The following is a 24862-nucleotide window of genomic DNA, read 5'->3' as shown; positions in this document are numbered from 1 at the left end:
CCGATGCAGGACCAGTACCGCACGATCGCCCACGCGGGCGTGCACGAGACCGAGGTGAACCGCTCGCGCTTCCTGTGCGCGCTCGCCCCCGCCGCCACCGAGCGGGAGGCGCAGGAGTTCGTCGCCGCGGTCCGCAAGGAGCACGCCGACGCCAACCACAACTGCTGGGCCTACGTCATCGGCGCCGACGCGTCCGTGCAGAAGGCGAGCGACGACGGCGAGCCGGGCGGCACCGCGGGCGTCCCCATGCTCCAGATGCTGCTGCGCCGGGACATGCGGTACGTCGTCGCCGTCGTCACCCGGTACTTCGGCGGGGTCAAGCTGGGCGCGGGCGGTCTGATCCGCGCGTACGGCGGCGCCGTCGGCGAGGCCGTCGACGCGCTCGGCACCGTCACCCGCCGGCGCTTCCGGCTGGCCACCGTCACCGTCGACCACCAGCGCGCCGGGAAGGTGCAGAACGACCTGCGCGCCACCGGCCGCGCCGTGCGGGACGTGCGCTACGGCGAGGTCGTGACGATCGAGATCGGCCTTCCCGACGCGGACGTGGCCGCCTTCCGCGCCTGGCTCGCCGACGCGACCGCCGGGACGGCCCGCTTCGACCTGGGCGGGGAGGCGTACGGGGACGCCTGAACGGACAGGTCTGACGAACCGCTCTAAAAGGGTAAATCGGGCACAACGGGCCCGATAGGACCCGGTGATGACGGTTCGAAACGGGAGTAACCGCCCGTGGTGTCAGACCCGGCCGTTAGTCTCGGGGATCATGAGGCTGCTGCACACTTCCGACTGGCATCTCGGCCGGGCGTTCCACCGGGTGAACCTGCTCGGCGCCCAGGCCGAGTTCATCGGTCACCTCGTCGCGACCGCGCGGGAGCGCGAGGTCGACGCGGTGGTCGTGTCGGGAGACGTGTACGACCGCGCCGTCCCGCCGCTCGCCGCGGTCGAGCTGTTCGACGACGCCCTGCACCGCCTCGCGGACCTCGGCGTGCCCACGGTGATGATCTCCGGCAACCACGACTCGGCCCGCCGCCTCGGCGTGGGCGCGGGACTCATCGACCGCGCCGGCATCCACCTGCGCACCGACCCCGCCGCGGTCGGCACCCCCGTGGTGCTCGCCGACGCCCATGGTGACGTCGCCTTCTACGGCCTGCCGTACCTCGAACCCGCCCTGGTCAAGGACGCGTTCGGCGTCGAGCGGCCGAGCCACGAGGCGGTGCTCGCCGCCGCCATGGACCGGGTGCGCGCCGACCTCGCCGCCCGCGCCCCCGGCACCCGCTCCGTCGTCCTCGCCCACGCCTTCGTCACCGGCGGCGAGGCCAGCGACAGCGAACGGGACATCACCGTCGGCGGCGTGGCGTCCGTCCCGGCCGGCGTCTTCGACGGCGTGGACTACGTGGCACTGGGCCACCTGCACGGCTGCCAGACCCTCACCGAGCGCGTGCGCTACTCCGGCTCCCCGCTCGCGTACTCCTTCTCCGAGGCCGGCCACCGCAAGAGCATGTGGCTGGTCGACCTGGCGGCCGACGGCTCGCTCGGCGCCGAGCGCGTCGACTGCCCCGTGCCGCGCCCGCTGGCCCGGCTGCGCGGCACGCTGGAGGACCTGCTCGCCGACCCCGGCCTCGCCCGCCACGAGGACGCGTGGATCGAGGCGACCCTCACCGACGCCGTGCGCCCCGCCGACCCCATGGCCCGCCTCACCGAGCGCTTCCCGCACACCCTCAGCCTCGCCTTCGCCCCCGAGCGCGCCCCCGACGACCCCGGCGGGAGCTATGCGAGCCGCCTGGCCGACCGCGACGACCGGCAGGTCGCCGAGGACTTCGTGGCCCACGTGCGCGGCACCGCACCCGACGACGACGAACGCGCGGTGCTGCGCGAGGCGTTCGACACCGTGCGCGCGGACGCGGCCGTGCGGGAGGTGACCCGGTGAGACTGCACCGCCTCGACCTCACCGCCTTCGGGCCCTTCGGCGCCGCCCAGAGCGTCGACTTCGACGAGCTGTCCGCCGCCGGCCTGTTCCTGCTGCACGGCCCCACCGGCGCCGGCAAGACCTCCGTGCTCGACGCCGTGTGCTACGCGCTGTACGGCTCCGTGCCCGGCGTCCGCCAGAGCGGCCAGGGACTCGCCCTGCGCAGCGACCACGCGGCCCCCGGCACCCGCACCGAGGTCACCCTCGACCTGACCGTCGCCGGACGCCGGCTGGAGATCACCCGGCAGCCGCCCTGGGAGCGCCCCAAGAAGCGCGGCACCGGCACCACCCTCGACAAGGCCCAGACCTGGCTGCGCGAGTACGACCCGGTGGCGGGCGCCTGGAAGGACCTCAGCCGCTCCCACCAGGAGGTCGGCGAGGAGGTCACCCAGCTGCTCGGCATGAGCCGCGAGCAGTTCTGCCAGGTCGTCCTGCTGCCCCAGGGCGACTTCGCGCGGTTCCTGCGCGCCGACGCCGAGGCCCGCGGGCGCCTCCTCGGCCGCCTGTTCGACACCCAGCGCTTCGCCGAGGTGGAGAAGCGCCTCGCCGAGCGCCGCCGCACCACCGAGGCACGCGTGCGCGAGGGCGACGCCGACCTCCTTGCGGACGCACACCGCATGCAGCAGGCGGCCGGCCACGCCATGGAGCTGCCCGACCTCGCTCCCGGCGAACCGGGCCTTACCGAGGCCGTGCTGACCGCCGCCGCGATCGCCCGCAGCACCGCGCGCGAGCAGCTCACCGTCGCCCACTGCGGGCGCCTGGCCGCCGAGTCCGCCCAGGCCGCCGCCGAACGCGAGCTGGCCGAGGCCCGTGAACTGGCCCGGCTGCAACGGCGGTTCGACGAGGCCCGGGAGCGGGCCGCCCGGCTCCAGGACCGCGCGGACGCCCACGAGGAGGCGCAGGAGCGGATGCGGCGGGCGCGCAAGGCGGAGGCGGTGGCACCGGCGCTGGAGCTGCGCGAGGCCGCCGAAGCCGAGCACCGCCGCGCCGCCGGGGTGGAGGCCCACGCGCGGGCCCGGCTGCCCGAGCGGTTCACCGACGCGGGCGCCGCCGGGCTCGCCGCCGCCGCGCGCCGGGCCGCCGAGGAGCTGGGCGGCCTGGAGTCGGCCCGCCGCGCCGAGCGCCGGCTCGCCGACCTGTCCGCCGAGCGCGCCGACCTGGAGCGCCAGGAGCGGGCCGACCAGGAGGTCGTGGAGGAGGCGGACGCCTGGCTCGCCGGGTGGCAGGAGACCCGGGCCGCCCTCCAGGACCGGATCGCCGTCGCCCAGGAAGCCGCGACCCGGGCCGAGCAGTACGCCGCCCAGCGCGAGCCCGCGCAGCGGCGGCTGTCCGCCGCCCGGCTGCGCGACCAGCTGGCCCGCGACACCGAGGACACCGCCGAGCGGGAGCGCCGCGCGCGGGAGCGGGTGCTGGAGGCCAAGGAGCACTGGCTGCGGGTGCGCGAGCGCCGGCTCAACGGCATCGCCGCCGAGCTGGCCGCCCGCCTCCAGGACGGCGAGCCCTGCGCGGTCTGCGGTGCCACCGAACACCCCGCCCCGGCCCGCAAGGACGCGGGACACGTCGACCGGGAGGCCGAGGAGCGGGCGCTCGCCGCCCACCAGGAGGCCGAGGCCGCGCACGACGAGGCCGAGCAGCGCCTCTCCACCGTCCAGCGCGCACTGGCCGCCGCCGAGGCCGAGGCGGGCGACGAGCCCACCGACCGGCTGGCGTCCGCCGTCGAGGAGCTGGAGGCGCGGCACGCCCTGGCCCGGGACGCGGCCGCCGACCTGCACGCCGCGAGCGAGGAGCTGCGCCGCGCCGAGCAGGAGCGCGAGCGGCGCACCGCGCTGCGGCAGGAGGCGGCCGTGCGCTCCGCGTCCCGCGGCTCCCGGCGCGAGGCGCTCGACGAGGAGCGCACGGCGCTGGAGTCCGAGCTGGTCCAGGCCCGCGGCGACGCGGACAGCGTGGCCGCCCGGGCCGCGCAGCTGGAGCGGCGGGCCGCACGGCTCACCGAGGCCGCCGAGGCCGCCCGGGCCGCGGAGGAGGCCGCCGAGCGCCTCAAGGCCGCCGACGGGCGTCTGGACGAGGCCGCGTTCCGGGCCGGGTTCGACACCCCGCAGGCCGCCGCCGACGCCCTCCTCGACGACACCGCCCACCGCGAGCTGCAACGCCGCCTGGACGCCCGGCAGGCCGAGGAGGCCGCCGTACGGGCCGTGCTCGCCGAGGCCGACACCTCGGCCGCCGCCCGGCGCCCGCCCGCCGACCTCGCCGCGGCCGAGGACGCCGCCCGGGCCGCCGCCGAGCGGCTGCGCCGGGCCGCCTCCGCCCAGGACGCCGCCGCCCGCCGCTGCGCCGAGCTCGACCGGCTGTCCGCGCGCGCGGCGGCCGGCGTACGACGGCTGGCGCCGCTGCGCGAGGAGTACGACCGGGTGGCCCGCCTGGCCGGGCTCACCGCGGGCACCTCCGCCGACAACGAGCGGAAGATGCGGCTGGAGTCGTACGTCCTCGCCGCCCGCCTGGAGCAGGTGGCGGCCGCCGCGACCGCGCGGCTGCACCGGATGTCCGCCGGCCGCTACACCCTCGTCCACTCCGACGACCGCACCGGCCGCGGCCGCAGCGGACTCGGACTGCACGTGGTGGACGCCTGGACCGGGCGGGAGCGGGACACCGCCACCCTGTCCGGCGGCGAGACGTTCTTCGTGTCACTCGCCCTCGCGCTGGGCCTCGCCGACGTGGTCACCGACGAGGCGGGCGGGGTGCGGCTGGACACGCTGTTCATCGACGAGGGCTTCGGCAGCCTGGACGACCAGACGCTGGACGACGTGCTCGACGTCCTCGACGCGCTGCGCGAACGCGACCGCAGCGTCGGCATCGTCAGCCACGTGGCCGACCTGCGGCGCCGGGTGCACGCCCAGCTGGAGGTGGTGAAGGGACGCTCGGGTTCGGTGCTGCGCCTGCGCGGTCACTGACCCAGCGGGCGCCGGGGGAGGGGCGAGGAGTAGACGACGCTGGTCGTCACCGACCCCAGGGCGCCGATCTTCCCGGACACCTCCTCCAGGTGGCGCATCGAGCGGGTGGCGACCTTGATGACGAAGCAGTCGTCCCCCGTGACGTGGTGCGCCTCCAGGATCTCCGGCGTGACGGCGACCAGGTCGTGGAAGGGCTTGTAGTTGCCGTGCGGGTAGCGCAGCCGCACGAACGCCAGGATGGGCAGGCCGATCCGCTCCGGGTCGACGACCGCCGCGTACCCCTGGACGACGCCGGCCTCCTCCAGCCGCCGCACCCGCTCGGTGACCGCGCTCGCGGACATGGACACCGCGCGGGCCAGGTCGGCGAAGCTGACCCGTCCGTCGCGCTGGAGGACGTCGAGGATGCGCCAGTCGGTGGCGTCCGGGGAATACGCGGTCATCCGGCAGGGATAGCAGGGGAATCCACGGCGGAGCAAGCCGCGGGCCGGGAATCGTACCTTCCTGGCAGCGGTCACGAACCGTAGATTTTCGGTCATCGGCCACCACGTCGACCCGGCGGCCGACCCCGACGCCCGGCCCTCCGACGAAGGACCCGCGATGACCTCCCTGAGCCCGTTCCCCGCTGCCACCCACCCCGTGTCCCCCGCCCCCGCCCACCCCGTGCTGCGCGTCCCCCCGGCCCCGCCCGCCGAGGCCGCCGCCCACTTCCGGGCGATGCTCGCCTTCCACGCCGACGTCTCCGACGTGGCCGCCGCCCTCGCCGCCGACGGCGACCCCGGCTTCGTCCTGCTCGACTCCCGCTCCACCGAGGCGTGGGAGCAGGGCCACGTCCCCGGCGCCGTCCACCTGCCCACCGCGCTCGTCGCCGAGCAGGCGGAGCAACTGCTCGACCGGTCGGTGCCTGTGGTGACGTACTGCTGGGGCCCCGGCTGCAACGGCGCCACGCGCGCCGCCCTCGCCCTCGCCGAACTCGGCTTCCAGGTCAAGGAGATGCTCGGCGGCTTCGAGTACTGGGTGCGCGAGGGCTTCGCCTACGACACCTGGCAGGGGCCCGAGCAGCGCCCCGCCGACCCGCTGACCGCGCCCGTGGGCGCCGACGACTGCGGTTGCTGAACGGGACCGCGCCCGCCCCCAGCCCGCGACCGCGGACGGGGGGCGGGCGACCACTCACCCGGGGCCGAAGGCCCTCACAGCCGGGCCAGTTCGTCCACCAGGTCGTCCAGGCCCAGGGAGCCCTGGGACAGGGCCGCCATGTGCCACGCCTTGAGGTCGAAGGCGTCGCCGTGGCGGGCGCGGGCCTTCTCGCGGCCCAGCAGCCAGGCGCGTTCGCCCAGCTTGTAGCCGATCGCCTGGCCCGGGATGGACAGGTAGCGGGTCAGCTCGCTCGTCACGTAGTCCGCCGGGCGGCTGCTGTGCGCCCCGAAGAATTCCTCCGCCAGCTCCGGCGTCCACCGCTCGCCCGGGTGGAACGGCGAGTCCGCGGGGATCGGCAGCTCCAGGTGCATGCCGATGTCGACGATCACCCGCAGCGCGCGCATCATCTGCGCGTCGAGGTAGCCGAGCCGCTGCTCCGCGTCCGTGAGGAAGCCCAGTTCGTCCATCAGCCGCTCCGCGTACAGCGCCCAGCCCTCGGCGTTGGCGCTGACGATGCCGACGGTGGCCTGGTAGCGCGAGAGGTCCCGGGCGACGTGCACCCACTGCGCCAGTTGCAGGTGGTGGCCCGGGACACCCTCGTGGTACCAGGTCGACACCAGGTCGTAGACCGGGAAGCGGGTCGCGCCCATGGCGGGCAGCCAGGTGCGCCCCGGACGGGAGAAGTCCTCCGACGGACCCGTGTAGTACGGCGCCGCGGCGCTGCCCGGGGGAGCGATGCGCGACTCCACCCGGCGGACCCGCTCGGCGAGTTCGAAGTGCGTGCCGTCCAGCTTCTCGATCGCCTCGTCCATCAGGCCCTGGAGCCAGTCGCGGACCTCGTCGACGCCCTCGATGTGCCGGCCGTGCTCGTCGAGGTGCGCGAGCGCCACCCACGGGGTCGCGGCGCCCGGCAGGACCTTCCCGGCCTCCTCCTCCATCTCGGCGAGCAGCCGGTGGTACTCGGACCAGCCGTAGGCGTACGCCTCGTCCAGGTCCAGGTCCGTGCCGTTGAAGTAGCGCGACCACCGGGCGTACCGCTCGCGGCCCACCGTGTCGGGCGCGCCCTCGACCGCCGGGGCGTACACCTCGCGCATCCAGTCCCGCAGTCCGGCGACCGCCGCCGTCGCGCCGCGGGCCGCCTCGTCCAGCTCGGCGCGCAGCGCGTCGGGGCCGCCGGCCACGAAGTCCTCGAACCAGCCGCGGCCCGAACCGTCCGTGTCCGTCCACTCGGTCAGCTGCGCCACCAGGGTCGCGGTCGGGCGGGGCGGGCCGTACAGCTTGCGTTCCAGGCCGAGTTCGAGGGACGCGCGGTAGCCCGCGAGGGCCGCCGGGACCGCGCGCAGCCGCTCGGCGACCGCCGCCCAGTCCTCGTCGCTGGCCGTCGGCGTCACGGTGAACACCTCGCGCACGTGGTGCGCGGGCGTCGACATGTTGCCGACCGCGCGCAGGCCCTCCTCGGCCTCGTGCACGGCGAGTTCGGCGGTGAGCCGTTCGCGCAGCAGCCGGGCGCACCGGCGTTCCACGTCGCTGTCCGCGCCGGGCCGCCGCTCCGCCTCGTCGAGCCGGGCCAGGGTGTCGCGCGCCAGCCGGGCGAGCGCCTCCTGGCCCTCCGGCGAGAAGTCGGGCAGGCGGCGCGCGGACTCCGCCACGCCGAGGTAGGTGCCGGTGACCGGATCGAGGGCGACGAGCTCGTCGACGTAGGCGTCGGCGACCTCTCGGGGCAGCGGGCTGCTCTTCGTCTCTGACATGCGGACATCCTCGTACGGATACCGGTGCCGCGTCAGCAGTGCCCTCGGTCAGCCCGGCGGTGCCCCGGACGCCCCCGGCGGCAGCAGCGGGCCGCAGTCCCAGCGCTGGAAGATCAGCCGGGTCTCCACCCGGGCGACCTCCCGCCGGGAGGTGAACTCGTCGATGACGAGCCGCTGCAGGTCGGCCATGTCCGCCACGGCGACGTGCACCAAGTAGTCGTCGGGGCCGGTCAGGTGGAACACCGTCAGCGCCTCGGGCAGCGCCCGCACCCGTTCCACGAACGGCCCCACCAGCTCCCGCCGGTGCGGCCTGACCTGCACGGACAGCAACGCCTGGAGCCCGCGGCCCAGTTTGGCCGGATCCAGTCGCAGCTGGTGCCCGAGGATCACGCCCGAGCGCCGCAGCCGCGCCACCCGGTCCAGGCACGTCGACGCCGCGATGCCCACCTGCGCGGCGAGGTCCCGGTAGGTCGCCCGGGCGTCGTTCTGCAACAGCCGCAACAGCTGGAGATCCACCGGGTCCAGTACGACGGATTCGGCCATGTGCCGAACGTAACACGGGATCCGGCGCCCGGAACCCGCTCGGTGTTCACTCTTCCGCCCATGGACTCAGCGAGCACGCACGCGTACGACGACGTACGGCGCCCCGCCCCACGAGCGCCCCGCGCACTGGCCACCGAGGCCGTGCACGCCGGCCGGGACGACCTGGCCCGCCAGGGACTGCACGCCCCGCCGATCGACCTGTCCACCACCTACCCCTCCTACGACAGCCGCGGCGAGGCCGAGCGCATCGACGCGTTCGCCACGACCGGCGCCGAACCGGACGGCCCGCCGGTCTACGGCCGCCTCGGCAACCCGACCGTGGCCCGCTTCGAGACGGCCCTCGCGCGGCTGGAGGGCACCGAGTCCGCCGTCGCCTTCGCCAGCGGCATGGCCGCGCTCACCGCCGTGCTGCTGGTGCGCGCCGCGCAGGGACTGCGGCACGTGGTCGCCGTACGCCCGCTGTACGGGTGCAGCGACCACCTGCTGACGGCGGGGCTGCTGGGCACCGAGGTCACCTGGACCGACCCGGCCGGGATCACCGACGCGCTGCGCCCCGACACCGGGCTGGTCCTCGTCGAGTCGCCCGCCAACCCGACGCTCGCCGAGGTCGACCTGCGGGCCGTCGCCCACGCCTGCGGCTCCGTGCCGCTCCTCGTGGACAACACCTTCGCCACGCCGGTGCTCCAGCGCCCGGCCGCCGCGGGCGCGCGGCTGGTGCTGCACAGCGCCACCAAGTACCTGGGCGGTCACGGGGACGTGCTCGCCGGAGTCGTCGCCTGCGACGAGGAGTTCGCCGGACGGCTGCGCCAAGTCCGGTTCGCCACCGGGGGCGTGCTGCACCCGCTGGCCGGATACCTGCTGCTGCGCGGCCTGTCCACCCTGCCGGTGCGGGTGCGCGCGGCCTCCGCCACCGCCGCCGACCTCGCCGGGAGGCTGGCCGCCGACCCGCGGGTGGCCCGGGTGCACTACCCGCGGATCGGCGGGGCGATGGTCGCCTTCGAGGTGCACGGCGATCCGCACGAGGTCATCGCCGGGGTCCGGCTGATCACCCCGGCGGTCAGCCTCGGCAGCGTCGACACGCTCATCCAGCACCCGGCGTCCATCAGCCACCGCATCGTCGACGCCGACGACCGCAGGGGCGCCGGGGTGAGCGACCGGCTGCTGCGGATGTCGGTGGGCCTGGAGGACGTCGAGGACCTGTGGGCCGACCTCGACGCGGCGCTCGGAGCCGCGGCGCAGGTCGGCGGTCGCACGCGGAGCACCGCGAGCAGCGGGGTCTAGCGCCGGAGGGGGTGGGGCACTTCGGCGCGCCCACCGCCGGAAGGGGTGGGGCCCGTCGGCGCCCCACCCCCTCCGTCACCGCCCCGCCGTCATCCGTGGGTCACGGCTGCGGCGTGTCCGTCGTCGGCGCGCCCGTGGCGACCAGCGAGGTGTCCAGCCGTGCCGTGATGACCAGCGTGCCCTCCTCGACCTGGTAGTCGAGCGGCAGGCCCAGTCCCCGCATCGCCGCGATCATCCCGGTGTTGGACGCCTGCGTCACCGCGTACACGCTCGCGCAGCCCGCCTCGGCGGCCATCGCCACCAGCCGGCCGAGCAGTTCACCGCCGATGCCCCGCCGCTGCCACTGGTCCTCGACCAGCAGCGCGACCTCGGTCTCGTCGCCGTCCCACAGCAGGTGGCCGAGGCCGACGATGCGGCCCGAGGCGGTCTGCACGGCGAGGGTGCGGCCGAAACGGGGGCTGAGCAGGTGGTTGAGGTAGCGGTCGGCGTCGCCGGCCGGGCCGTGGTACCGCATGCTCAGCGTGTGGGACGAGCAGCGCTCCTGCATGGCCTTCGCGGCCTCCAGGTCGCTCGGGTCGGCCCGCCGCACGGTGATGTCCCGCCCCTCGGGCAGGGTGAGGACGTCCTGGCTGCGCGGGACCCGCGAGCCGAGCCGGGTGTCCAGCTCGACCAGGGCCCGGGCGCGGGCGAACTCCGTCGGGGTGAACGGCAGGTACGGCCGCTCCACGGTGATCACTCCGCCCTCGGGAGCCCGCAGGCGCAGCACGGTCTCCTCCAGCACCCCCTCCGCGGGCACCTGGTCCGCCCCGCCGTGCGTCCTGGCGGGCAGCGAACGGATGGTGCAGCGCCCCAGCAACTGGCGCAACGCCAGCGGCAGCTCCGCCGCGTCCAGGGCGGTGCGGGTGGCGAGGCCGAGCACCCGGGTCGGGGCGTCGACCAGGTCGTGGGCATCGGCCCGCTCGATCCAGGTGTCGGAGCCGCCGGCCCGCGACACCGCCCGGGTGAGGTCGGCGGAGGACAGGGCGCCGGGGGCGCGCAGCAGGAACTCGTCCACCGTCTCCGTGCCCAGCGGGTGCGTCTGGAGGCTGAGGATGTCGACCTCGTGGGCCGCGAGCGCCGCGCACAGGGAGGCCAGCGCGCCCGGTGCGTCCCGCACCGTCGTCCGCACCCGCCACAGCGTGCTCGTGCCGGTCACACCGTCGGTCGGGGCGGACGGCCCGGCCTGCCGCTCCGAGGAGGGCGGCCGGGCACCGGTATCGCTCGTCGGCGGTGCGTGGCCGTGGCGGCGTGACCACCAGACGTGGAAGGCCGCCGTGGCGAGCAGGGCGGCCGCCGACACCGCGAGGGTCAGCGGCCCGTCCGGGCCGTGGCCGACCAGGTTCGCCACCACGTCGGCGACGGCCACGGCCGTGAACAGGGCGGCGAGTTCGACGGCGTCGCGCCGCCAGTGGTGCACGGGCCGGCCGTTGCGGGCCCGTGTCACGCCAGACAGGTCTCGAGTCATGCATCCACTGTGAAGGAACGGTGTTGCGTGATCACGAACGGTTTGTGACCGGGTGGTAAAGACCGCCAATGTCCCTTTTGTTTTATGTTGAAGTGAAGTGTTGCCCGGCGAGGGTGGCGGACGGCCCGCGGACACGGCCGCGCACCGGGGGATGACACCGGTGCGCGGCACGGTCACCGAGGGTACGGGAGCGGGCTACTGGCCGACCCGTCCCGGCTGGAGCACCTGCGTGAACAGCACGGTGCCGTCCTGCTCGCGCAGCCGGACCGTCAACTCGCCGCTGTCGCCGTCGATGTCGACCTCGCCGAAGAACTGGTAGCCCTCGGCGGGCGAGACGTTGGACGCGGTCGGCGCCTTCACGAAGACCCGCTCCGGGCCGAAGGTGCCGTCCAGTGCGCTGGCCGGGAAGGCGCCCGCGTTGAGGGGCCCGGAGACGAACTCCCAGAACGGCTCGAAGTCGGTGAACGCCGCCCGCGACGGCTGGTAGTGCTGCGCCGAGGTGTGGTGCACGTCGGCCGTGAGCCACACCGTGCCCGTGATCCGGCGGTGCTTGATGAACCGCAGCAGCTCGGCGATCTGCAGCTCACGCCCCAGGGGGGCGCCCGGGTCGCCCTGCGCGACGGCCTCGTAGTTCGGCCGGCCCTCGGTCGTGTCGGGCACCACCAGCCCGATCGGCATGTCGGCGGCGATCACCTTCCACACCGCCCGCGAGCGCGACAACTCCTTCTTGAGCCACTCCAGTTGCTCACGGCCCAGGATGCCCTGCGGGTCCACGGTCTGGTCGTCGGGCGAGTTGGCGTTGCGGTAGGTGCGCATGTCCAGCACGAACACGTCCAGCAGCGGACCGTGGCGCACGACCCGGTGCACCCGGCCCTCCTTGGCGCCCGGGCGCAGCGTGGAGACGGGGAAGTACTCGCTGAACGCCCGCCGGGCGCGCCCCGCGAGGACGTCCACGCTCTTCTCCGTGTACCGCGTGTCGGAGGCCGCGACGACCTCGCCCGGGTACCAGTTGTTGCGGACCTCGTGGTCGTCCCACTGGATGATGGACGGCACGCGGGCGTTGAAGCGGCGCAGGTTGTCGTCCAGCAGGTTGTAGCGGAAGTTGCCGCGGAACTCGGCCAGCGTCTCGGCGACCTTGGACTTCTCCACGGTCGTGAGGTTGCGGTAGGTGCGGCCGTCGGGCAGCGCCTGGGTGGCGGCGATGGGGCCGTCGGCGTAGATGTTGTCGCCGCTGCACAGGAAGAAGTCGGGGTCCAGCTTCGCCATCGCGTCGTAGATGCGGTAGCCGCCGATGTCCGGGTTGATGCCCCAGCCCTGTCCGGCCAGGTCGCCGGACCACAGGAACCGCACGCCCCGCCGGCGCCCGGCCGAGACCGTGCGGAAGGTGCCGGTCACCGGCTCGCCCGTGCGGCGCGGGTCGTCGGGGTCGGCGAGCAGCACGCGGTAGTGGACCTGCTCGCCGGGGGGCAGGCCGTGCAGCCGGGTGGTGCCGGTGAAGTCGGTGCCCGCGCCGAGGAGCGGGCCGTGGAAGCGGTGCGCCCGCCGGAACGACTCCGTGGCCGACGTCTCGACGATCATCCGGGCCGGCCGGTCGGACCGGACCCACACGAGGCCGGAGTCGGAGGTGATGTCACCGGCCTGCACGCCCCAGTCCGCCCGGGGCCGGCCGGACAGGGCGAGGGCGGGGGCCGCGCCGACGGCGGCCGGCAGGGTGAGGGCCGCGGACGCGGCCAGCGAGCCGCGCAGGACGCTGCGGCGTCCCGGGAACGGGCGTGCGGACATGGAGGGACCTCCAGGGACGGGATCCGGCCGGCGTGGGTGCCGTGTGCAGTGCCAGGACTACTCGGACGCCGCAGCGCGCACGGAAACCACAGGTGAACAACTGGCCCCGGAGCCACCACCGGGCCCCCGCTCCTCCTGGACGACCCTCCCGCGGCCCCCGGTTCAGCGGCTCCCGTCCAGGATCACGCGCGCCACCAGCGCCGGGTCGTCGTTCATCGGGCAGTGGCCGCAGCCGGGCAGCCGCACGAGCCGGGCCCGGGGCACGATCTGCTTGGCCCGTACGCCCTGGCGCCGGACCAGGATCATGTCGCGGGTGCCCCAGGCCACCGTGACCGGGACCTGTGGGACGTCCTCCACGAACCGGACGGTGGCGCCCGACCGGAGGGTCTGCTCGAACCCGGTGGCCCGGGCCAGCGCGAGCGTCTCGGCGACCACCGCCTCGGGCGAACGGCGGGCCGGGCGGGCGTAGATGGTGCTCGTCAGCGCCGTCCGGCCGGCCGCCGTGCGGGACAACTGCTCGACCAGCGGCAGCGGCAGCCGTCGCGCGATGTGCCGCATGGTCAGCAGGACCCCGAAGGCGTACCGGCGTTCGGCCGGTGACCAGAACCCCGCCGGGGACAGGGCGGTCACGGACCGCACCAGCCGGGCGCGGCCCAGCTCCAGGGCGAGCAGCCCGCCCAGGGAGTTGCCCGCCACGTGCGGGCGGTCCAGCTCCAGCGCCTCGCACAGCGCGCCGAGCACGGTGTTCGTCGTGGGCAGGTCGTAGGCCAGCCCGTCGGGCAGCGCCGGGGAGGCGCCGAAGCCCGGCAGGTCCACGGCGATCACGTCGCGGTCTGCGGCCAGGAGGTCCACCACCGGGTCCCAGGCCTGCCGGTGGTGCCCGATGCCGTGCAGCAGGAGCAGCGGCTCACCCCTGCCCACGCGCGCGTAGGACACCGTGACCGGCTGCGGGCCGTTCGGGGAGGGGACCTTGAAGGAGACGGTGGCGGACATGGGGGTGCTCCTCGTCTGGGATCGCCTGGGGCGCCGGGCGGACGCCGTAGACAGCTTGTCAGCAATTGCTACCGGCGGGTAGCCCTCCGGGCTGCGGGGACGCCCGGGGTACCGGACGCCGCGCGTGGCGAACCGTCCGGGCTGCCGGACGCCGCTCACTGCCCGCTGCGCAGCTCCAGGTTGAAGTGCGCGTGCCCGAACTTGCCCATGAGGGTCAGCCACAGCGGCAGGTACATCTCCATCGCGCGCGACGCCGTGATGCCGCCCAGGTCCAGCACCCGCCCCGCCGGCCACCCGAACTCGCCCAGCAGCCCGGTCACCTGCTCCTTGGCGCCCGCGTCGTCCCCGCACACGAAGAGCTGGTGCTCGCCCGGCACCAGCGAAGGCTCCACCATCACCTCGCAGTTGACGGTGTTCAGCGTCTTCACCACGCGCGCGGCCGGGAACGTCCGCTGGATCTGCTCGCCCACGCTGTCCGACTCGACCGGCGACAGCCGCACCAGACCGTCCTCGAACGCCAGCGGGTTGGAGACGTCGACCAGCACCTTCCCGTCGAGGTGTCGCGCGCCGGCCGCCTCCAGGGCTGCGAGCGCCACCCGGCCGCCCACGGCGTTGACGACCACCTCGCCTGCCGCGGCCGCCTCCGCGAACGTACCGGCCGCGGCGCCCCCGCCCGCCGACCGCACCCACTCCAGGGCCGCCGGGTTGTCCGCGGAGCGCGAGCCGAGGGTCACCTCGTGCCCCAGCTCGACCAGTTTCGTGCCCAGGGTCCGACCGACCACGCCCGTGCCCAGCACCGCGTACCGCATGCCCACCTCCGGTTCCCGCCCACGCCCCGAGGCGTGCGGCCCGTCATCGACGCCCGCCATTCTGCGCCGCCGGGGCCCGCGCCGTGACCCGGACACGACGGGAACGGACGCCGGGGTGACCCGGCCGGGGCACGGGCCGGCCCGGAGGACCGGGCTCCGGCCGACACGCCCGCACCGTCGACTGGGACGACGTGCGCGGGCCACCGCCGGGCGGGTACCGGCTGGACACGGCGGGGCCGGGTCGGTTGGGATGGTCCTGTGCTATCCGACACCGCGACCGACGTCTTCGAAGAGCACCGACCCCTCCTCATGGGAGTCGCCTACCGCATGCTCGGGCGGGTGGCCGACGCCGAGGACGTGGTCCAGGACGCCTGGCTGCGCTGGTCCGGCGTGGACCGCTCCACCGTGCGCGAGCCCCGGCCCTACCTCGTCCGCGTCACCACCCGGCTGGCCATCGACCGGCTCGCCCGCATCAAGTCGCGCAACGAGGCCTACGTCGGCCCCTGGCTGCCCGAACCCTGGGTCACCGACTTCGGGGACACCGTCCCGGACGGCGCCGAGCGCGCGGTGCTCGCCGACACCGTCTCCCTGGCCGTCCTGGTCGTCCTGGAGTCGCTGTCCCCCCTGGAACGCGCCGTGTTCGTCCTGCGCGAGGCGTTCGGCTTCCCGTTCGCCGAGATCGCCGCGATGCTCGACCGCAGCGAGACCGCGGTGCGCCAACTGGCCGGCCGCGCCCGCCGGCACGTGGCCGAACGGCGCCCGCGCTACGAGGTCGACCCGGTCCAGCGCCGCGAACTGACCGAACGCTTCCTCGCCGCGGCCTCCGGCGGCGACCTGGACGCCCTGATGGAGCTGCTCGCCCCGGACGCCCGGCTCGTCGGCGACAGCGGTGGCAAGGCCAAGGCCCCGGTGCGGGTGCTGGAGAGCGCCGACGCCGTCGGCCGCTTCCTGCTCGGCGCCGCCCGCAAGGGCGTCGAGGACGTGTCCTACCGGTTCCTGGAGCTCAACGGCGGCCCGGCCCTGCTGGTGCTGTCCGGGGACCGGCCCGACTGCGTCTTCCAGCTGGAGGTGGCGGACGGCCGGATCCAGGCCGTCTACGTCGTGCGCAACCCCGACAAGCTGCGCGCCCTTCCCGCGTAGCCGCGCCCGCCCCGGCACCCGGCCCCCGTCCTGCGACGGGGGCTTTGCCGTCGTGTCACGGGAACGCTGCCGTACGAACGCCCCGTGAACGCTTCCCGGCCGGTCACCTGTCGGCTTCCCAAGGGTTCCAGGATTGGTCTTGACCAAGGGTGGGGGCCGCCCTATGGTCGCAGACAAGTGCAACAACCTTTAATAAACAAGGGCGCGAAAACGCCGCCGGGACACGGCGATTGCGGAGGACAGGGTGGGGACCACGCAGCTGGAATCGGTGCCGGAGCCAAAGTACTGGCACCTCAAGACCGTGCTCAGCGAAGCACTCGACTCGGAGTTCGCGGTAGGCGAGATCCTGCCCAACGAGCGTGAGCTGGCGGCCCGTTTCGGCGTGGCCCGCGCCACGCTCCGGCAGGCACTGGAACAACTGGAGCTGGAAGGCCGCCTGCAGCGCCGACGGGGGGTCGGCACGACGGTGGCGCCGCCGCGCATGGGGGTCGACGTCGGCACCGGCGGCCAGGTCTGGCCGGGCACGGCCGACGACGGCTGGCAGCCCGTCGACTGCGACCTCGCGCAGCCGCCCGCCGCGGTCGCGGAGGCGCTGGAGACCGGGCGGGACGAGCCCGTGCACGTCGTGCGCCGCTCGCGCGTGACCCACGGCCAGACCGTCGCCGCCGAACTCCTCTACGTCCCGCAGTCCTCGGTGCCCGAGCTGAGCGCCATCGACGCCCCGTCCGGCGCCGCACGCGCGCGTGCGGTGCTGCGCGAGCTCCAGCGGCGTGAGCTGGAGAGCCAGGACCGCTCGGTGGAGCTGGGCTCGGCCCGCGCCGACGACGCCAAGGAACTCGACCGCCTGCCCGGCGCCCCGGTCCTCGTCGTCACCACCCGCTTCGTCGCCGAGGGCCGCACCGCCGCGCTCTCCGTCGCCACGTACCGCGCCGACACCTGCCGCCTGACCTTCGGCGCCACGGGAGACGTGGAGATCCACCACGGCCCGGAACGCCAGGCATCCTGACAGACCGAAAACCGCCCCTGTGCCCCGGCAAGCCCGGGGCACAGGGCCTACGGCGCTGACCCTGAGGGCTCGGGCCATCCCCACCTAGGGGCGCGGGGAACCGCGCACAGCACCGGTCCCACCCGCCCCTCACAGCCAACGCCCACCACTCCCACCCCACCGCTCAAACCCCCCGTCACCGCCTGGCGGTCACCGTCCCCTCCACCGCGAACAACTGCTCCTCCACATGGTCCAGCGCCAGCCGCAACGCCCCCGTGGCCACCGCGGCCTCGCCCAGCAGGGACAACGCCACCTTCGGCGGCCGCAGACAGTACCGCGCCAGCTCCCGCCGCAACGGCTCCAGCGCCCCGTCGAGCCCCGCCGCCCAGCCGCCGATCACCACCAGCTCCGGATCGAGCGCCAGCACCAGCGCCGCCACGTCGTGCACGAGCCGTTGGATGAACCGCTCGACGGCGGCACGGGCCCGCTGGTCACCGTCACGCGCCTTCGCGAACACCGCCGCGACGGCCTGCTCGTCGAGCGGGTGCAGCGGCTCGTCCGTGGTGGACAGCAGCGTCTCCGGGGTGTCCCCGCGCCCCAGCAGGTGCAGCGCGCCGATCTCCCCGGCCGCCCCGCCGTACCCGCGGTGCAGCCGCCCGCCGATGAGTGAACCGGCCCCCGGGCTCAGCCCCGCGAGCACGAAGACGACGTCGTCGGACTCCGTCGCGGCGCCCTTCCAGTGCTCGGCGACCGCCGCCGCGTTCGCGTCGTTCTCCACCAGCACCGGGCACTTGAAGGACCGGCTCAGCCGCTCGCCCAGCCGCAGCCCCGTCCACTCGGGCAGCGCGGTGCTCAGCCGCACCGTGCCGTCCGCCTCGACGATGCCGGGCGTGGCCACGCCGACCGCCCGCAGGGAGCTGCGCGGCACCCCGGCGCGGCGCAGCAGTTCGGCGACCGCCGTGCGCAGCCGCTCCAGCCGTTCGTCGGCCGAGGCGGTCTCGTCCACGTCCTTGGCCTGAGCGCCCATCACCCGGCCGTCCAGGGCGGAGAGCAGCGCCGCCACGCGGTGCGGTCCGATCTCCAGGCCCAGCAGGTGACCGGCCTCCGCGCGGAACCGGAACCGCCGCGCCGGCCGCCCCTGCCGCCGGGCCGCGCCCTCCTCGGCCGCCTTCTCCATGACCAGCCCGGCCGCGATGAGGTCCTCGACGACGCCCTCGACCGTCGGCCGGGACAGTCCGGTCACCCGGGTGATCTCCGTCAGCGTCGCGCAGTCCGTGGCACGCATCGCGTGCAGCACCACCGCGGAATTGATCCTTCGCAACAGCGAGGGATCCCCGCCGGTCAGCCGCCCCAACGTCCGTCCTCCCAGCTCGTGCGCGTGTTGGGCGGATCGTACTCGGCGCGGCGGCCCGCGGCGACCGCGGACCCGCCCGGAGCCCGAACCGTGCCGTGCGGGGCGGGCCGGCTGACTCCCCGCCAATTGTCAGTGGCGGCCGGTTTACTGGACCGCATGGGCATCGAGACGTATCTCGCCGTGGCCGACCTGCTGCGTTCCCGGGACTTCCCCGACCGGGACGACAGGTCGGAGCTCGGGTTCGGCGGGCCCGGTCACTTCACGGCCGAGTTAAGGATCAGCCAGGGCTTGCGGGACGCGGACCCCGCGCTGCGGGCCGCGCGGGCCGAGGAGTTCCGTGCGGAGTGCGAGCGCCTGGTCGACGGCCTGGCCGCGCGGTGGGGGGAGCCGTTCGAGCACGGCCTGCAGGGGATACGCCTGCGCACCGAGAAGGGGGAGATACCCGAGCCCTGGGCCGGGTTCGGCACGGCGGTCGCCCACGCCTGCGTCTGGGAGCCGTCCACGGACGGGCGGTGGGCCGCCGCGGGGGTCGCCGACCTCGACCCCTCCGACGAGATCCGGCTGTTGCTGGTCGTCACCGAGGTTCCGCTGCCCTGACCGCAGGCGCCACCTCGTCCGCCGCGCCGCCGACCGCGCGGGTCGCGCCGGACGCGCCGGATGCCTCCCGGTCCGCCGCCACCCGCAGCCGGGCGAACTCCTCCGCCATCGTCGCCGCCGTCCAGTGGGCGTTCAGGCCGCTGGGGTTGGGCAGCACCCACACGCGCGTGTCCCCGATCGTCCGCTCCTGCGGGCCGACCCGGGCCTTCCGGTCGTCGAAGGCCGCGCGGTAGGCGGTCACCCCCACCACGGCCAGCCACCGGGGCCTGAGCCGGGCCACCTTCGCCGCCAGCAGCCGGCCGCCCTCGCGGTACTCCTCCGCCGTCAGCTCGTCCGCCCGCGCCGTGGCCCGGGCCACCACGTTGGTGATCCCGAGCCCGTACGACAGCAACTCCTGCTGCTCGGCCGGCTCGAGCAGCCTCGGGGTGAACCCGGACAGGTGCAGCACCGGCCAGAACCGATTGCCCGGCCGCGCGAAGTGGTGCCCCGTCGCGGCCGTCATCAGTCCCGGGTTGATCCCGCAGAACAGCACGCGCAGGTCCGGTGCGACCACGTCCGTGACGAGCCGGTCGCGGGCGGCTTCCAGTTGCGCCGGGGTGAAACGGGGCACGGGTCCCTCCAGTTCAGCGGTCGGGGTGGATCAGAGGATCGCCCCCGGCGAGTACCCCGCGGCCTCCGGACGCTGCTTCACGATCTCGTCGATCCGCGCGACGACCGTGCCGACCTGGTCGGCGGCGGCGCCCGTGAAGGACAGCTTGTCGGCCATCAGCGCGTCCAGGCCCTGCCGGTCCAGCGGGATGCGCGCGTCCGCGGCCAGCCGGTCGAGCAGCTCGTTGCGCTCGGCGCCCTGCTCGCGCATCGCCAGCGCGCACGCCACGGCGTTCTCCTTGATCGCCTCGTGGGCCTCCTCGCGGCCCACCCCGGCGCGCACCGATGCCATCAGCACCTTGGTGGTGGCGAGGAACGGCAGGTAGCGGTCCAGCTCGCGGGCCACCACGGCCGGGAAGGCGCCGAACTCGTCGAGCACGGTCAGGAACGTCTCCAGCAGGCCGTCCAGCGCGAAGAACGCGTCCGGCAGCGCGACGCGGCGCACCACCGAGCAGGACACGTCGCCCTCGTTCCACTGGTCGCCCGCCAGCTCGCCGGTCATGGAGGCGTAGCCGCGCAGGATCACCATGAGGCCGTTGACGCGTTCGCAGGACCGGGTGTTCATCTTGTGCGGCATCGCCGACGAGCCCACCTGGCCCGGCTTGAAGCCCTCGGTGACCAGCTCGTGCCCCGCCATCAGACGGATGGTCTTCGCCAGCGAGGACGGCGCCGCCGCCAGCTGCACCAGCGAGGTGACGACCTCGTAGTCCAGCGAGCGCGGGTAGACCTGCCCGACCGAGGTGAACGCCTGCCCGAAGCCGAGGTGGTCGGCGATCCGCTGCTCCAGGTCGGCCAGCTTCGCCGCGTCCCCGCCGAGCAGGTCCAGCATGTCCTGGGCGGTGCCGACCGGGCCCTTGATGCCGCGCAGCGGGTAGCGGCCGAGCAGCTCCTCGACGCGGCCGTACGCCACCAGCAGCTCGTCGGCGGCGGTCGCGAAGCGCTTGCCGAGGGTGGTGGCCTGGGCGGCCACGTTGTGGGAGCGGCCGGCCATGACCAGCTCGCCGTACTCGGCGGCCAGCTTGCCGAGCCGGGCGAGGACGGCCACGGTGCGGTCGCGGACCAGCTCCAGGGAGAGCCGGATCTGCAGCTGCTCGACGTTCTCCGTCAGGTCGCGGGAGGTCATGCCCTTGTGGACCTGCTCGTGCCCGGCGAGGTCGTTGAACTCCTCGATCCGCGCCTTCACGTCGTGCCGGGTGACCTTCTCGCGCTCGGCGACGGAGGCCAGGTCGACGGTGTCGAGGACACGCTCGTAGTCGGCGATCGCCGCGTCCGGCACCTCGATGCCGAGGTCCTTCTGGGCGCGCAGCACGGCGAGCCAGAGCCGGCGCTCCAGCTTGACCTTGTGCTCGGGCGACCAGAGCGTGGCGAGCTCGGTGGAGGCGTAGCGTCCGGCGAGGACGTTCGGGATGCGGGGCTTGGCGGGCGCAGAAGTCACGTGTACGGATTCTACTGGCGATTCGTGCAGGCCAGCGCCACGGCCGGGTTCGGCGGAACCTACGAGACCGGCGTCACCCGGGACGGCCCCGCGCCCCTACGCGCGCGGATCGTCCCAGGGCAGCAGGTCGGGGCGCTTGGCCGGACGGCCGTCGCCCGAGGAGCGGCCCGTCAGCCGGCGCCCTATCCACGGCAGCAGGTGCTCGCGGGCGAAGCGGGCGTCGGCGATGCGGCGGGCCACCCAGCGGGGCGGCGGGGTGGCCGCCAGCGGCGTGCGCCACTCGGTGTCCTCGGGGTCGTAGCCGAGCGCCTGCCAGACCGCCTCCGCGACCCGGCGGTGCCCGTCGGCCGTCAGGTGCAGCCGGTCGACGTCCCACATCCGCGGGTCGGTGAGGGAGGGCGCGCCGTACAGGTCGACGACGACGGCGCCGTGCCGGGCGGCCAGGTCGTCGACGCAGGCGAACAGCTCCTCCATGCGCGGCCGGAACCGCTCCAGGACCGGCCCCTGGCGGCCCGGGCTGTGCATCAGCACGAGCTGCTTGCAGTGCGGGGCCAGGCGCTCCACGGCCTCGGTGAGCAGACCCGTGACCCGGGCCATGTCGCACTTGGGACGCAGGGTGTCGTTCAGGCCTCCGACCAGGGTGATCACGTCGGCGCCCATGGCGGCCGCCACGTCCACCTGCTCGTGGACGATCTGCCCGATGAGCTTGCCGCGCACGGCGAGGTTGGCGTAGCGGAAGCCGGGCGCCTGGGCGGCCATCCGGCCGGCCAGCAGGTCGGCCCAGCCGCGGTAGGTGCCGTCGGGCAACAGGTCCGACATGCCCTCGGTGAACGAGTCGCCGACGGCGACCAGGCTGGAGTACGGGGGAGCCGGGGAAGGAGGGTTCGTCTGCATGGCGTCAGCGATGGTATCCCGGCTCCATACCCGCCGGTCGGTCGGCCTGCGCACCGGAGTCCCCAGGTCGACCCACCCCTCGGTGCGCCTACACCCGCTGCCCGAACAGCTCCCGCAGCACGTCCTCCATCGTGACCAGGCCGGCCAGCCGGCCGTCCGTGCCCAGGACGGCCGCCAGGTGGGTGCGGCTGCCGCGCATCGCGGTGAGGACGTCGTCCAGGGGCGTCGTCTCCCGCACGCGGGCGATGGACCGCATGTCCCGCAGCCGGAACGGCACGTCCCGCGGCGAGGCGTCCAGCGCGTCCTTGACGTGCAGGTAGCCCACGATGCGCCGTCCCTCGTCCACGACCGGGAAGCGGGAGAACCCCGACGCGGCCGCCAGCCCCTCCAGCTCCTCCGGGGTGACGCCCACCCGCGCGTACACGACCCGCTCCAGCGGCACGACGACGTCCCGCACCGGGCGGCGGCCCAGCTCCAGCGCGTCGTGCAGCCGCTCCTGGGCGGCCTCGTCGATGAGGCCGGCCTCACCGGCGTCCTTGACGATCTGCGCCAGCTCGGCGTCCGAGAACGTCGCCGTGACCTCGTCCTTCGTCTCGATCCGCAACAGCTTCAGCAGCGCGTTCGCGAAGGCGTTGATCGTGAAGATCACCGGCCGCAGCGCCCGGGACAGGGCCACCAGCGGCGGCCCGAGGAGCAGCGCGCTGCGCACCGGTTCGGCGAGCGCGACGTTCTTCGGCACCATCTCGCCGAGCAGCATGTGCAGGTACGTCGCCAGCGCCAGCGCGATCACGAAGGACACCGCGTGGCCCGCGCCCTGCGGTACGCCCACCGCGTGGAACACCGGCTCCAGCAGGTGTGCGATCGCCGGCTCGGCGACCACACCGAGGACCAGGGTGCACAGGGTGATGCCGAGCTGGGCGGCGGCCAGCAGCGCCGACACGTGCTGCAGGCCCCACAGCACGCTCCGCGCGCGCCGGTCGCCCGCCTCGGCGTGCGGTTCGACCTGCGAGCGGCGCACGGAGATCAGCGCGAACTCGGCGCCGACGAAGAAGGCGTTGACGACCAGGGTCGCCAGGCCGATCAGCAACTGGACCGCGGTCACTTCCCGACCTCCTGCTCGCTCTGGTCGTCGAGCGGCGCGTGCAGCAGCACGCGCGCGGCCCGGCGGCCGGACGCGTCCACCACGTCCAGGCGCCAGCCGCCGACCTCGACGCTGTCCCCGACGTCCGGGATGCGGCCCAGCTCCGTGGCCACCAGCCCGGCCAGGGTCTCGTACGGCCCGTCCGGCGCGCGCAGGCCCACGCGTGCGAGCTGGTCGGTGCGGGCGGCCCCGTCGGCGGAGTACAGGGCGTGGCCCGAGTCGTCCGTGCCCGCGGGGGCCAGGTCGGGCGTCTCGTGCGGGTCGTGCTCGTCGCGCACCTCGCCGACGACCTCCTCCACGATGTCCTCCAGGGTCGCCACACCCGCCGTGCCGCCGTACTCGTCGATGACGACGGCCATCGTGCGCCTGCCGGACAGCCGGTCCAGGAGCCGGTCCACGGTCAGGGACTCGGGGACCAGCAGCGGTTCGCGCATGATCTCCGCGACCGGCACGCGCGTGCGGCGGACGGCGGGGACGGCCAGCACGTCCTTGACGTGGGCGGTGCCCACGACGGAGTCGAGGCTGCCGCGGTAGACGGGGAAGCGGGACAGGCCGGTGGCGCGGGTCGCGTTGGCCACGTCCTCGCAGGTCGCCTGGGCGTCCAGGGCGATGACCTGGACGCGCGGGGTCATCACGTTCTCCGCGGTGAGGTCGGCCAGGTTCAGGGTCCGCACGAACAGCTCGGCGGTGTCGGCCTCCAGGGCGCCCTCCTTGGCGGAGTGCCGGGCGAGGGCGGCCAGCTCCTGGGGCCCGCGCGCGGAGGCCAGCTCCTCGGCGGGCTCGATGCCCAGGCGCCGCACGAAGCGGTTGGCGGTGTTGTTCAGGTGGGTGATGAACGGGCGGAAGGCCGCGCTGAACCAGCGCTGCGGGGTGCCGACCCGCTTGGCCACCGCCAGCGGCGAGGAGATCGCCCAGTTCTTGGGCACCAGCTCGCCGACGACCATCAGGAACACCGTCGACAGGGCCGTGCCCAGCACGAGCGCGACCGAACTCGACGCGGACCGGGACAGGCCGAGCGACTCCAGCGGACCGGCGATCAGCTTGGCGATGGACGGCTCGGACAGCATGCCGACCACGAGGTTGGTGACGGTGATGCCGAGCTGCGCGCCGGACAGCTGGAAGGTGAGGTTGCGCGCGGCCTTCAGCGCGCCGGACGCGCCGCGCTCACCGCGCTCCACCGCGCGTTCCAGCTCGCTGCGCTCGACCGTGGTCAGCGAGAACTCGGCGGCCACGAAGGCGCCGCAGGCCAGCGACAGCAGGACGGCCACCAGCAGTAGGAGCACTTCGGTCATCGGGGCACCTCCGTCCCATGGTCGGGCGGGGCAGGACGGGGCGCGCGACGGCGCGGACTGGGAGGCTCGCCCATGGGCGGACGCTCACGACCTTTCATCGAGGGACCGAGTGTCCCGTCAATGGTAAAGGATGAGCAAAGGAGTCGGCGGAGCGGCCCTCGTCCAGCCGGGGAACGGTCAGGCGAGCGGCTTGACCCACCGGCGCCACTGCTCCTGCGGCGTGTACCCCGCGGCGCGCCAGGCATGGTGCGCCGTCTCGTTGCGGGTCAGCACCATCGCGTCCCCGCGCCGTCCGCCCAGCCGTACGAAGCGCTCCTCGGCCGCCGCCAGCAGTGCCGAGCCGATGCCCCGGCGCCGGTGCCCGGGGTGCACGGCGAGCCGGTACAGGTGGCAGCGCCAGCCGTCGAACCCGGCGATCACCGTGCCGACCAGTTCACCCGCGCTCTCGGCGAGGACCAGCGCCTCCGGGTCGCGTGCGAGCAGCCGCTCCACGCCGTCGCGGTCGTCACTGATGCTCGTGCCCTCCGCGGCGGTCCTCCAGAAGGCGAGCACGGCGTCCAGGTCCCCGGGCTCGGCGGCCCGTATGCGCAGTTCAGACATGCGCGGATCCCATCACGGTCCGGGTGCCGGCACCCGGAATTCCAGCATCCGGACGCGGCCCCCGGCCCGCC

At 74.7% G+C, this 24862-nt stretch carries 22 protein-coding genes; 8 read left to right on the top strand and 14 right to left on the bottom strand.

Going from position 1 to position 24862, the window contains the following annotated elements:
* Positions 1–3: 3 nt before the first annotated feature.
* The 3 genes from E4U91_RS05425 to E4U91_RS05415 all read left to right on the top strand — a co-directional run bounded on the left by E4U91_RS05425 (position 4) and on the right by E4U91_RS05415 (position 4911).
* A complete protein-coding gene (locus E4U91_RS05425) occupies positions 4–630 on the top strand; it encodes a YigZ family protein (RefSeq protein ID WP_137305680.1) in 627 nt (208 codons plus the stop codon).
* Between the two features lie 130 nt (positions 631–760).
* Positions 761–1924, top strand: a complete 1164-nt coding sequence (locus tag E4U91_RS05420) for an exonuclease SbcCD subunit D (protein ID WP_137305678.1) — start codon at positions 761–763, stop codon at positions 1922–1924.
* Complete coding sequence (locus E4U91_RS05415) at positions 1921–4911, top strand: AAA family ATPase (protein WP_137305676.1); 2991 nt, start codon at positions 1921–1923, stop codon at positions 4909–4911. The genes E4U91_RS05420 and E4U91_RS05415 overlap by 4 nt, the downstream gene beginning before the upstream one ends.
* Here the strand turns inward: E4U91_RS05415 and E4U91_RS05410 are convergent.
* Entirely contained in the window at positions 4905–5351 is a 447-nt protein-coding gene (locus E4U91_RS05410) for an Lrp/AsnC family transcriptional regulator (protein ID WP_137305674.1), read from the bottom strand. The two genes, E4U91_RS05415 and E4U91_RS05410, sit on opposite strands and share 7 nt — an antisense overlap.
* Before the next feature lie 157 nt (positions 5352–5508).
* Here E4U91_RS05410 and E4U91_RS05405 point away from each other — a divergent pair, with 157 nt between their 5' ends.
* Entirely contained in the window at positions 5509–6024 is a 516-nt protein-coding gene (locus E4U91_RS05405; protein WP_137305672.1) for a rhodanese-like domain-containing protein, read from the top strand.
* A 74-nt stretch (positions 6025–6098) separates the two neighbouring features.
* Here E4U91_RS05405 and E4U91_RS05400 read toward each other — a convergent pair whose 3' ends face one another.
* Together E4U91_RS05400 and E4U91_RS05395 are read right to left on the bottom strand one after the other, a co-directional pair.
* A complete protein-coding gene (locus tag E4U91_RS05400; protein WP_137305670.1) occupies positions 6099–7793 on the bottom strand; it encodes a DUF885 domain-containing protein in 1695 nt (564 codons plus the stop codon).
* 48 nt (positions 7794–7841) lie between these two features.
* A complete protein-coding gene (locus tag E4U91_RS05395) occupies positions 7842–8336 on the bottom strand; it encodes an Lrp/AsnC family transcriptional regulator (RefSeq protein WP_137305668.1) in 495 nt (164 codons plus the stop codon).
* A 60-nt stretch (positions 8337–8396) separates the two neighbouring features.
* On the opposite strand from E4U91_RS05395, the gene E4U91_RS05390 reads away from it, so the two are divergent.
* Positions 8397–9617 (top strand): trans-sulfuration enzyme family protein, encoded by a 1221-nt coding sequence (locus E4U91_RS05390; protein ID WP_137305666.1) that lies wholly within the window; start codon positions 8397–8399, stop codon positions 9615–9617.
* A gap of 100 nt (positions 9618–9717) precedes the next feature.
* Here the strand turns inward: E4U91_RS05390 and E4U91_RS05385 are convergent, their stop codons facing one another.
* The 4 genes from E4U91_RS05385 to E4U91_RS05370 all read right to left on the bottom strand — a co-directional run bounded on the left by E4U91_RS05385 (position 9718) and on the right by E4U91_RS05370 (position 14705).
* Positions 9718–11121 (bottom strand): GNAT family N-acetyltransferase, encoded by a 1404-nt coding sequence (locus E4U91_RS05385; RefSeq protein WP_174867754.1) that lies wholly within the window; start codon positions 11119–11121, stop codon positions 9718–9720.
* A 195-nt stretch (positions 11122–11316) separates the two neighbouring features.
* A complete protein-coding gene (locus E4U91_RS05380) occupies positions 11317–12903 on the bottom strand; it encodes an alkaline phosphatase D family protein (protein WP_137305664.1) in 1587 nt (528 codons plus the stop codon).
* A gap of 162 nt (positions 12904–13065) precedes the next feature.
* Entirely contained in the window at positions 13066–13896 is an 831-nt protein-coding gene (locus tag E4U91_RS05375) for an alpha/beta fold hydrolase (protein WP_137305662.1), read from the bottom strand.
* A gap of 155 nt (positions 13897–14051) precedes the next feature.
* Positions 14052–14705: an NADPH-dependent F420 reductase gene (locus tag E4U91_RS05370; RefSeq protein WP_137305660.1), complete on the bottom strand. Its 654-nt coding sequence runs from the start codon at positions 14703–14705 to the stop codon at positions 14052–14054.
* Between the two features lie 258 nt (positions 14706–14963).
* Between E4U91_RS05370 and E4U91_RS05365 the strand changes: the two genes are divergently transcribed.
* Entirely contained in the window at positions 14964–15845 is an 882-nt protein-coding gene (locus E4U91_RS05365; RefSeq protein ID WP_137305658.1) for an RNA polymerase sigma-70 factor, read from the top strand.
* A gap of 244 nt (positions 15846–16089) precedes the next feature.
* On the top strand, positions 16090–16851 hold the full coding sequence (locus tag E4U91_RS05360; protein ID WP_137305656.1) for a GntR family transcriptional regulator: 762 nt from the start codon (positions 16090–16092) through the stop codon (positions 16849–16851).
* Positions 16852–17026: 175 nt separating this feature from the next.
* Here the strand turns inward: E4U91_RS05360 and E4U91_RS05355 are convergent, their stop codons facing one another.
* Positions 17027–18184 carry an ROK family transcriptional regulator gene (locus E4U91_RS05355; RefSeq protein WP_137305654.1) on the bottom strand — a complete coding sequence of 386 codons (1158 nt, stop codon included), beginning with the start codon at positions 18182–18184 and terminating at the stop codon, positions 17027–17029.
* Between the two features lie 156 nt (positions 18185–18340).
* Between E4U91_RS05355 and E4U91_RS05350 the strand changes: the two genes are divergently transcribed.
* The gene (locus E4U91_RS05350; RefSeq protein ID WP_241678510.1) at positions 18341–18781 is read left to right on the top strand and encodes a hypothetical protein; all 441 of its coding nucleotides are present in this window, start codon (positions 18341–18343) and stop codon (positions 18779–18781) included.
* On the opposite strand, the gene mug is transcribed toward E4U91_RS05350, so the two are convergent.
* The 6 genes from mug to E4U91_RS05320 form a co-directional block, all read right to left on the bottom strand.
* The gene (gene mug, locus E4U91_RS05345) at positions 18759–19391 is read right to left on the bottom strand and encodes a G/U mismatch-specific DNA glycosylase (RefSeq protein WP_241678509.1); all 633 of its coding nucleotides are present in this window, start codon (positions 19389–19391) and stop codon (positions 18759–18761) included. The two genes, E4U91_RS05350 and mug, sit on opposite strands and share 23 nt — an antisense overlap.
* A gap of 30 nt (positions 19392–19421) precedes the next feature.
* Complete coding sequence (purB, locus tag E4U91_RS05340; protein WP_137305652.1) at positions 19422–20864, bottom strand: adenylosuccinate lyase; 1443 nt, start codon at positions 20862–20864, stop codon at positions 19422–19424.
* A 96-nt stretch (positions 20865–20960) separates the two neighbouring features.
* Entirely contained in the window at positions 20961–21758 is a 798-nt protein-coding gene (locus E4U91_RS05335; RefSeq protein ID WP_137305650.1) for an SGNH/GDSL hydrolase family protein, read from the bottom strand.
* Positions 21759–21846: 88 nt separating this feature from the next.
* Positions 21847–22860: a hemolysin family protein gene (locus E4U91_RS05330; RefSeq protein WP_137305648.1), complete on the bottom strand. Its 1014-nt coding sequence runs from the start codon at positions 22858–22860 to the stop codon at positions 21847–21849.
* The gene (locus E4U91_RS05325) at positions 22857–24191 is read right to left on the bottom strand and encodes a hemolysin family protein (protein WP_137305646.1); all 1335 of its coding nucleotides are present in this window, start codon (positions 24189–24191) and stop codon (positions 22857–22859) included. The genes E4U91_RS05330 and E4U91_RS05325 overlap by 4 nt, the downstream gene beginning before the upstream one ends.
* Positions 24192–24368: 177 nt before the next feature.
* Positions 24369–24791 carry a GNAT family N-acetyltransferase gene (locus E4U91_RS05320; protein ID WP_137305644.1) on the bottom strand — a complete coding sequence of 141 codons (423 nt, stop codon included), beginning with the start codon at positions 24789–24791 and terminating at the stop codon, positions 24369–24371.
* Positions 24792–24862 lie beyond the last annotated feature (71 nt).

This window comes from Streptomyces lasalocidi (assembly GCF_005280215.1).
GTDB lineage: Bacteria > Actinomycetota > Actinomycetes > Streptomycetales > Streptomycetaceae > Streptomyces > Streptomyces longwoodensis.
The sequence above is the reverse complement of the archived record's forward strand: the minus strand, read 5'-3'. Positions and strand labels throughout refer to the sequence as shown.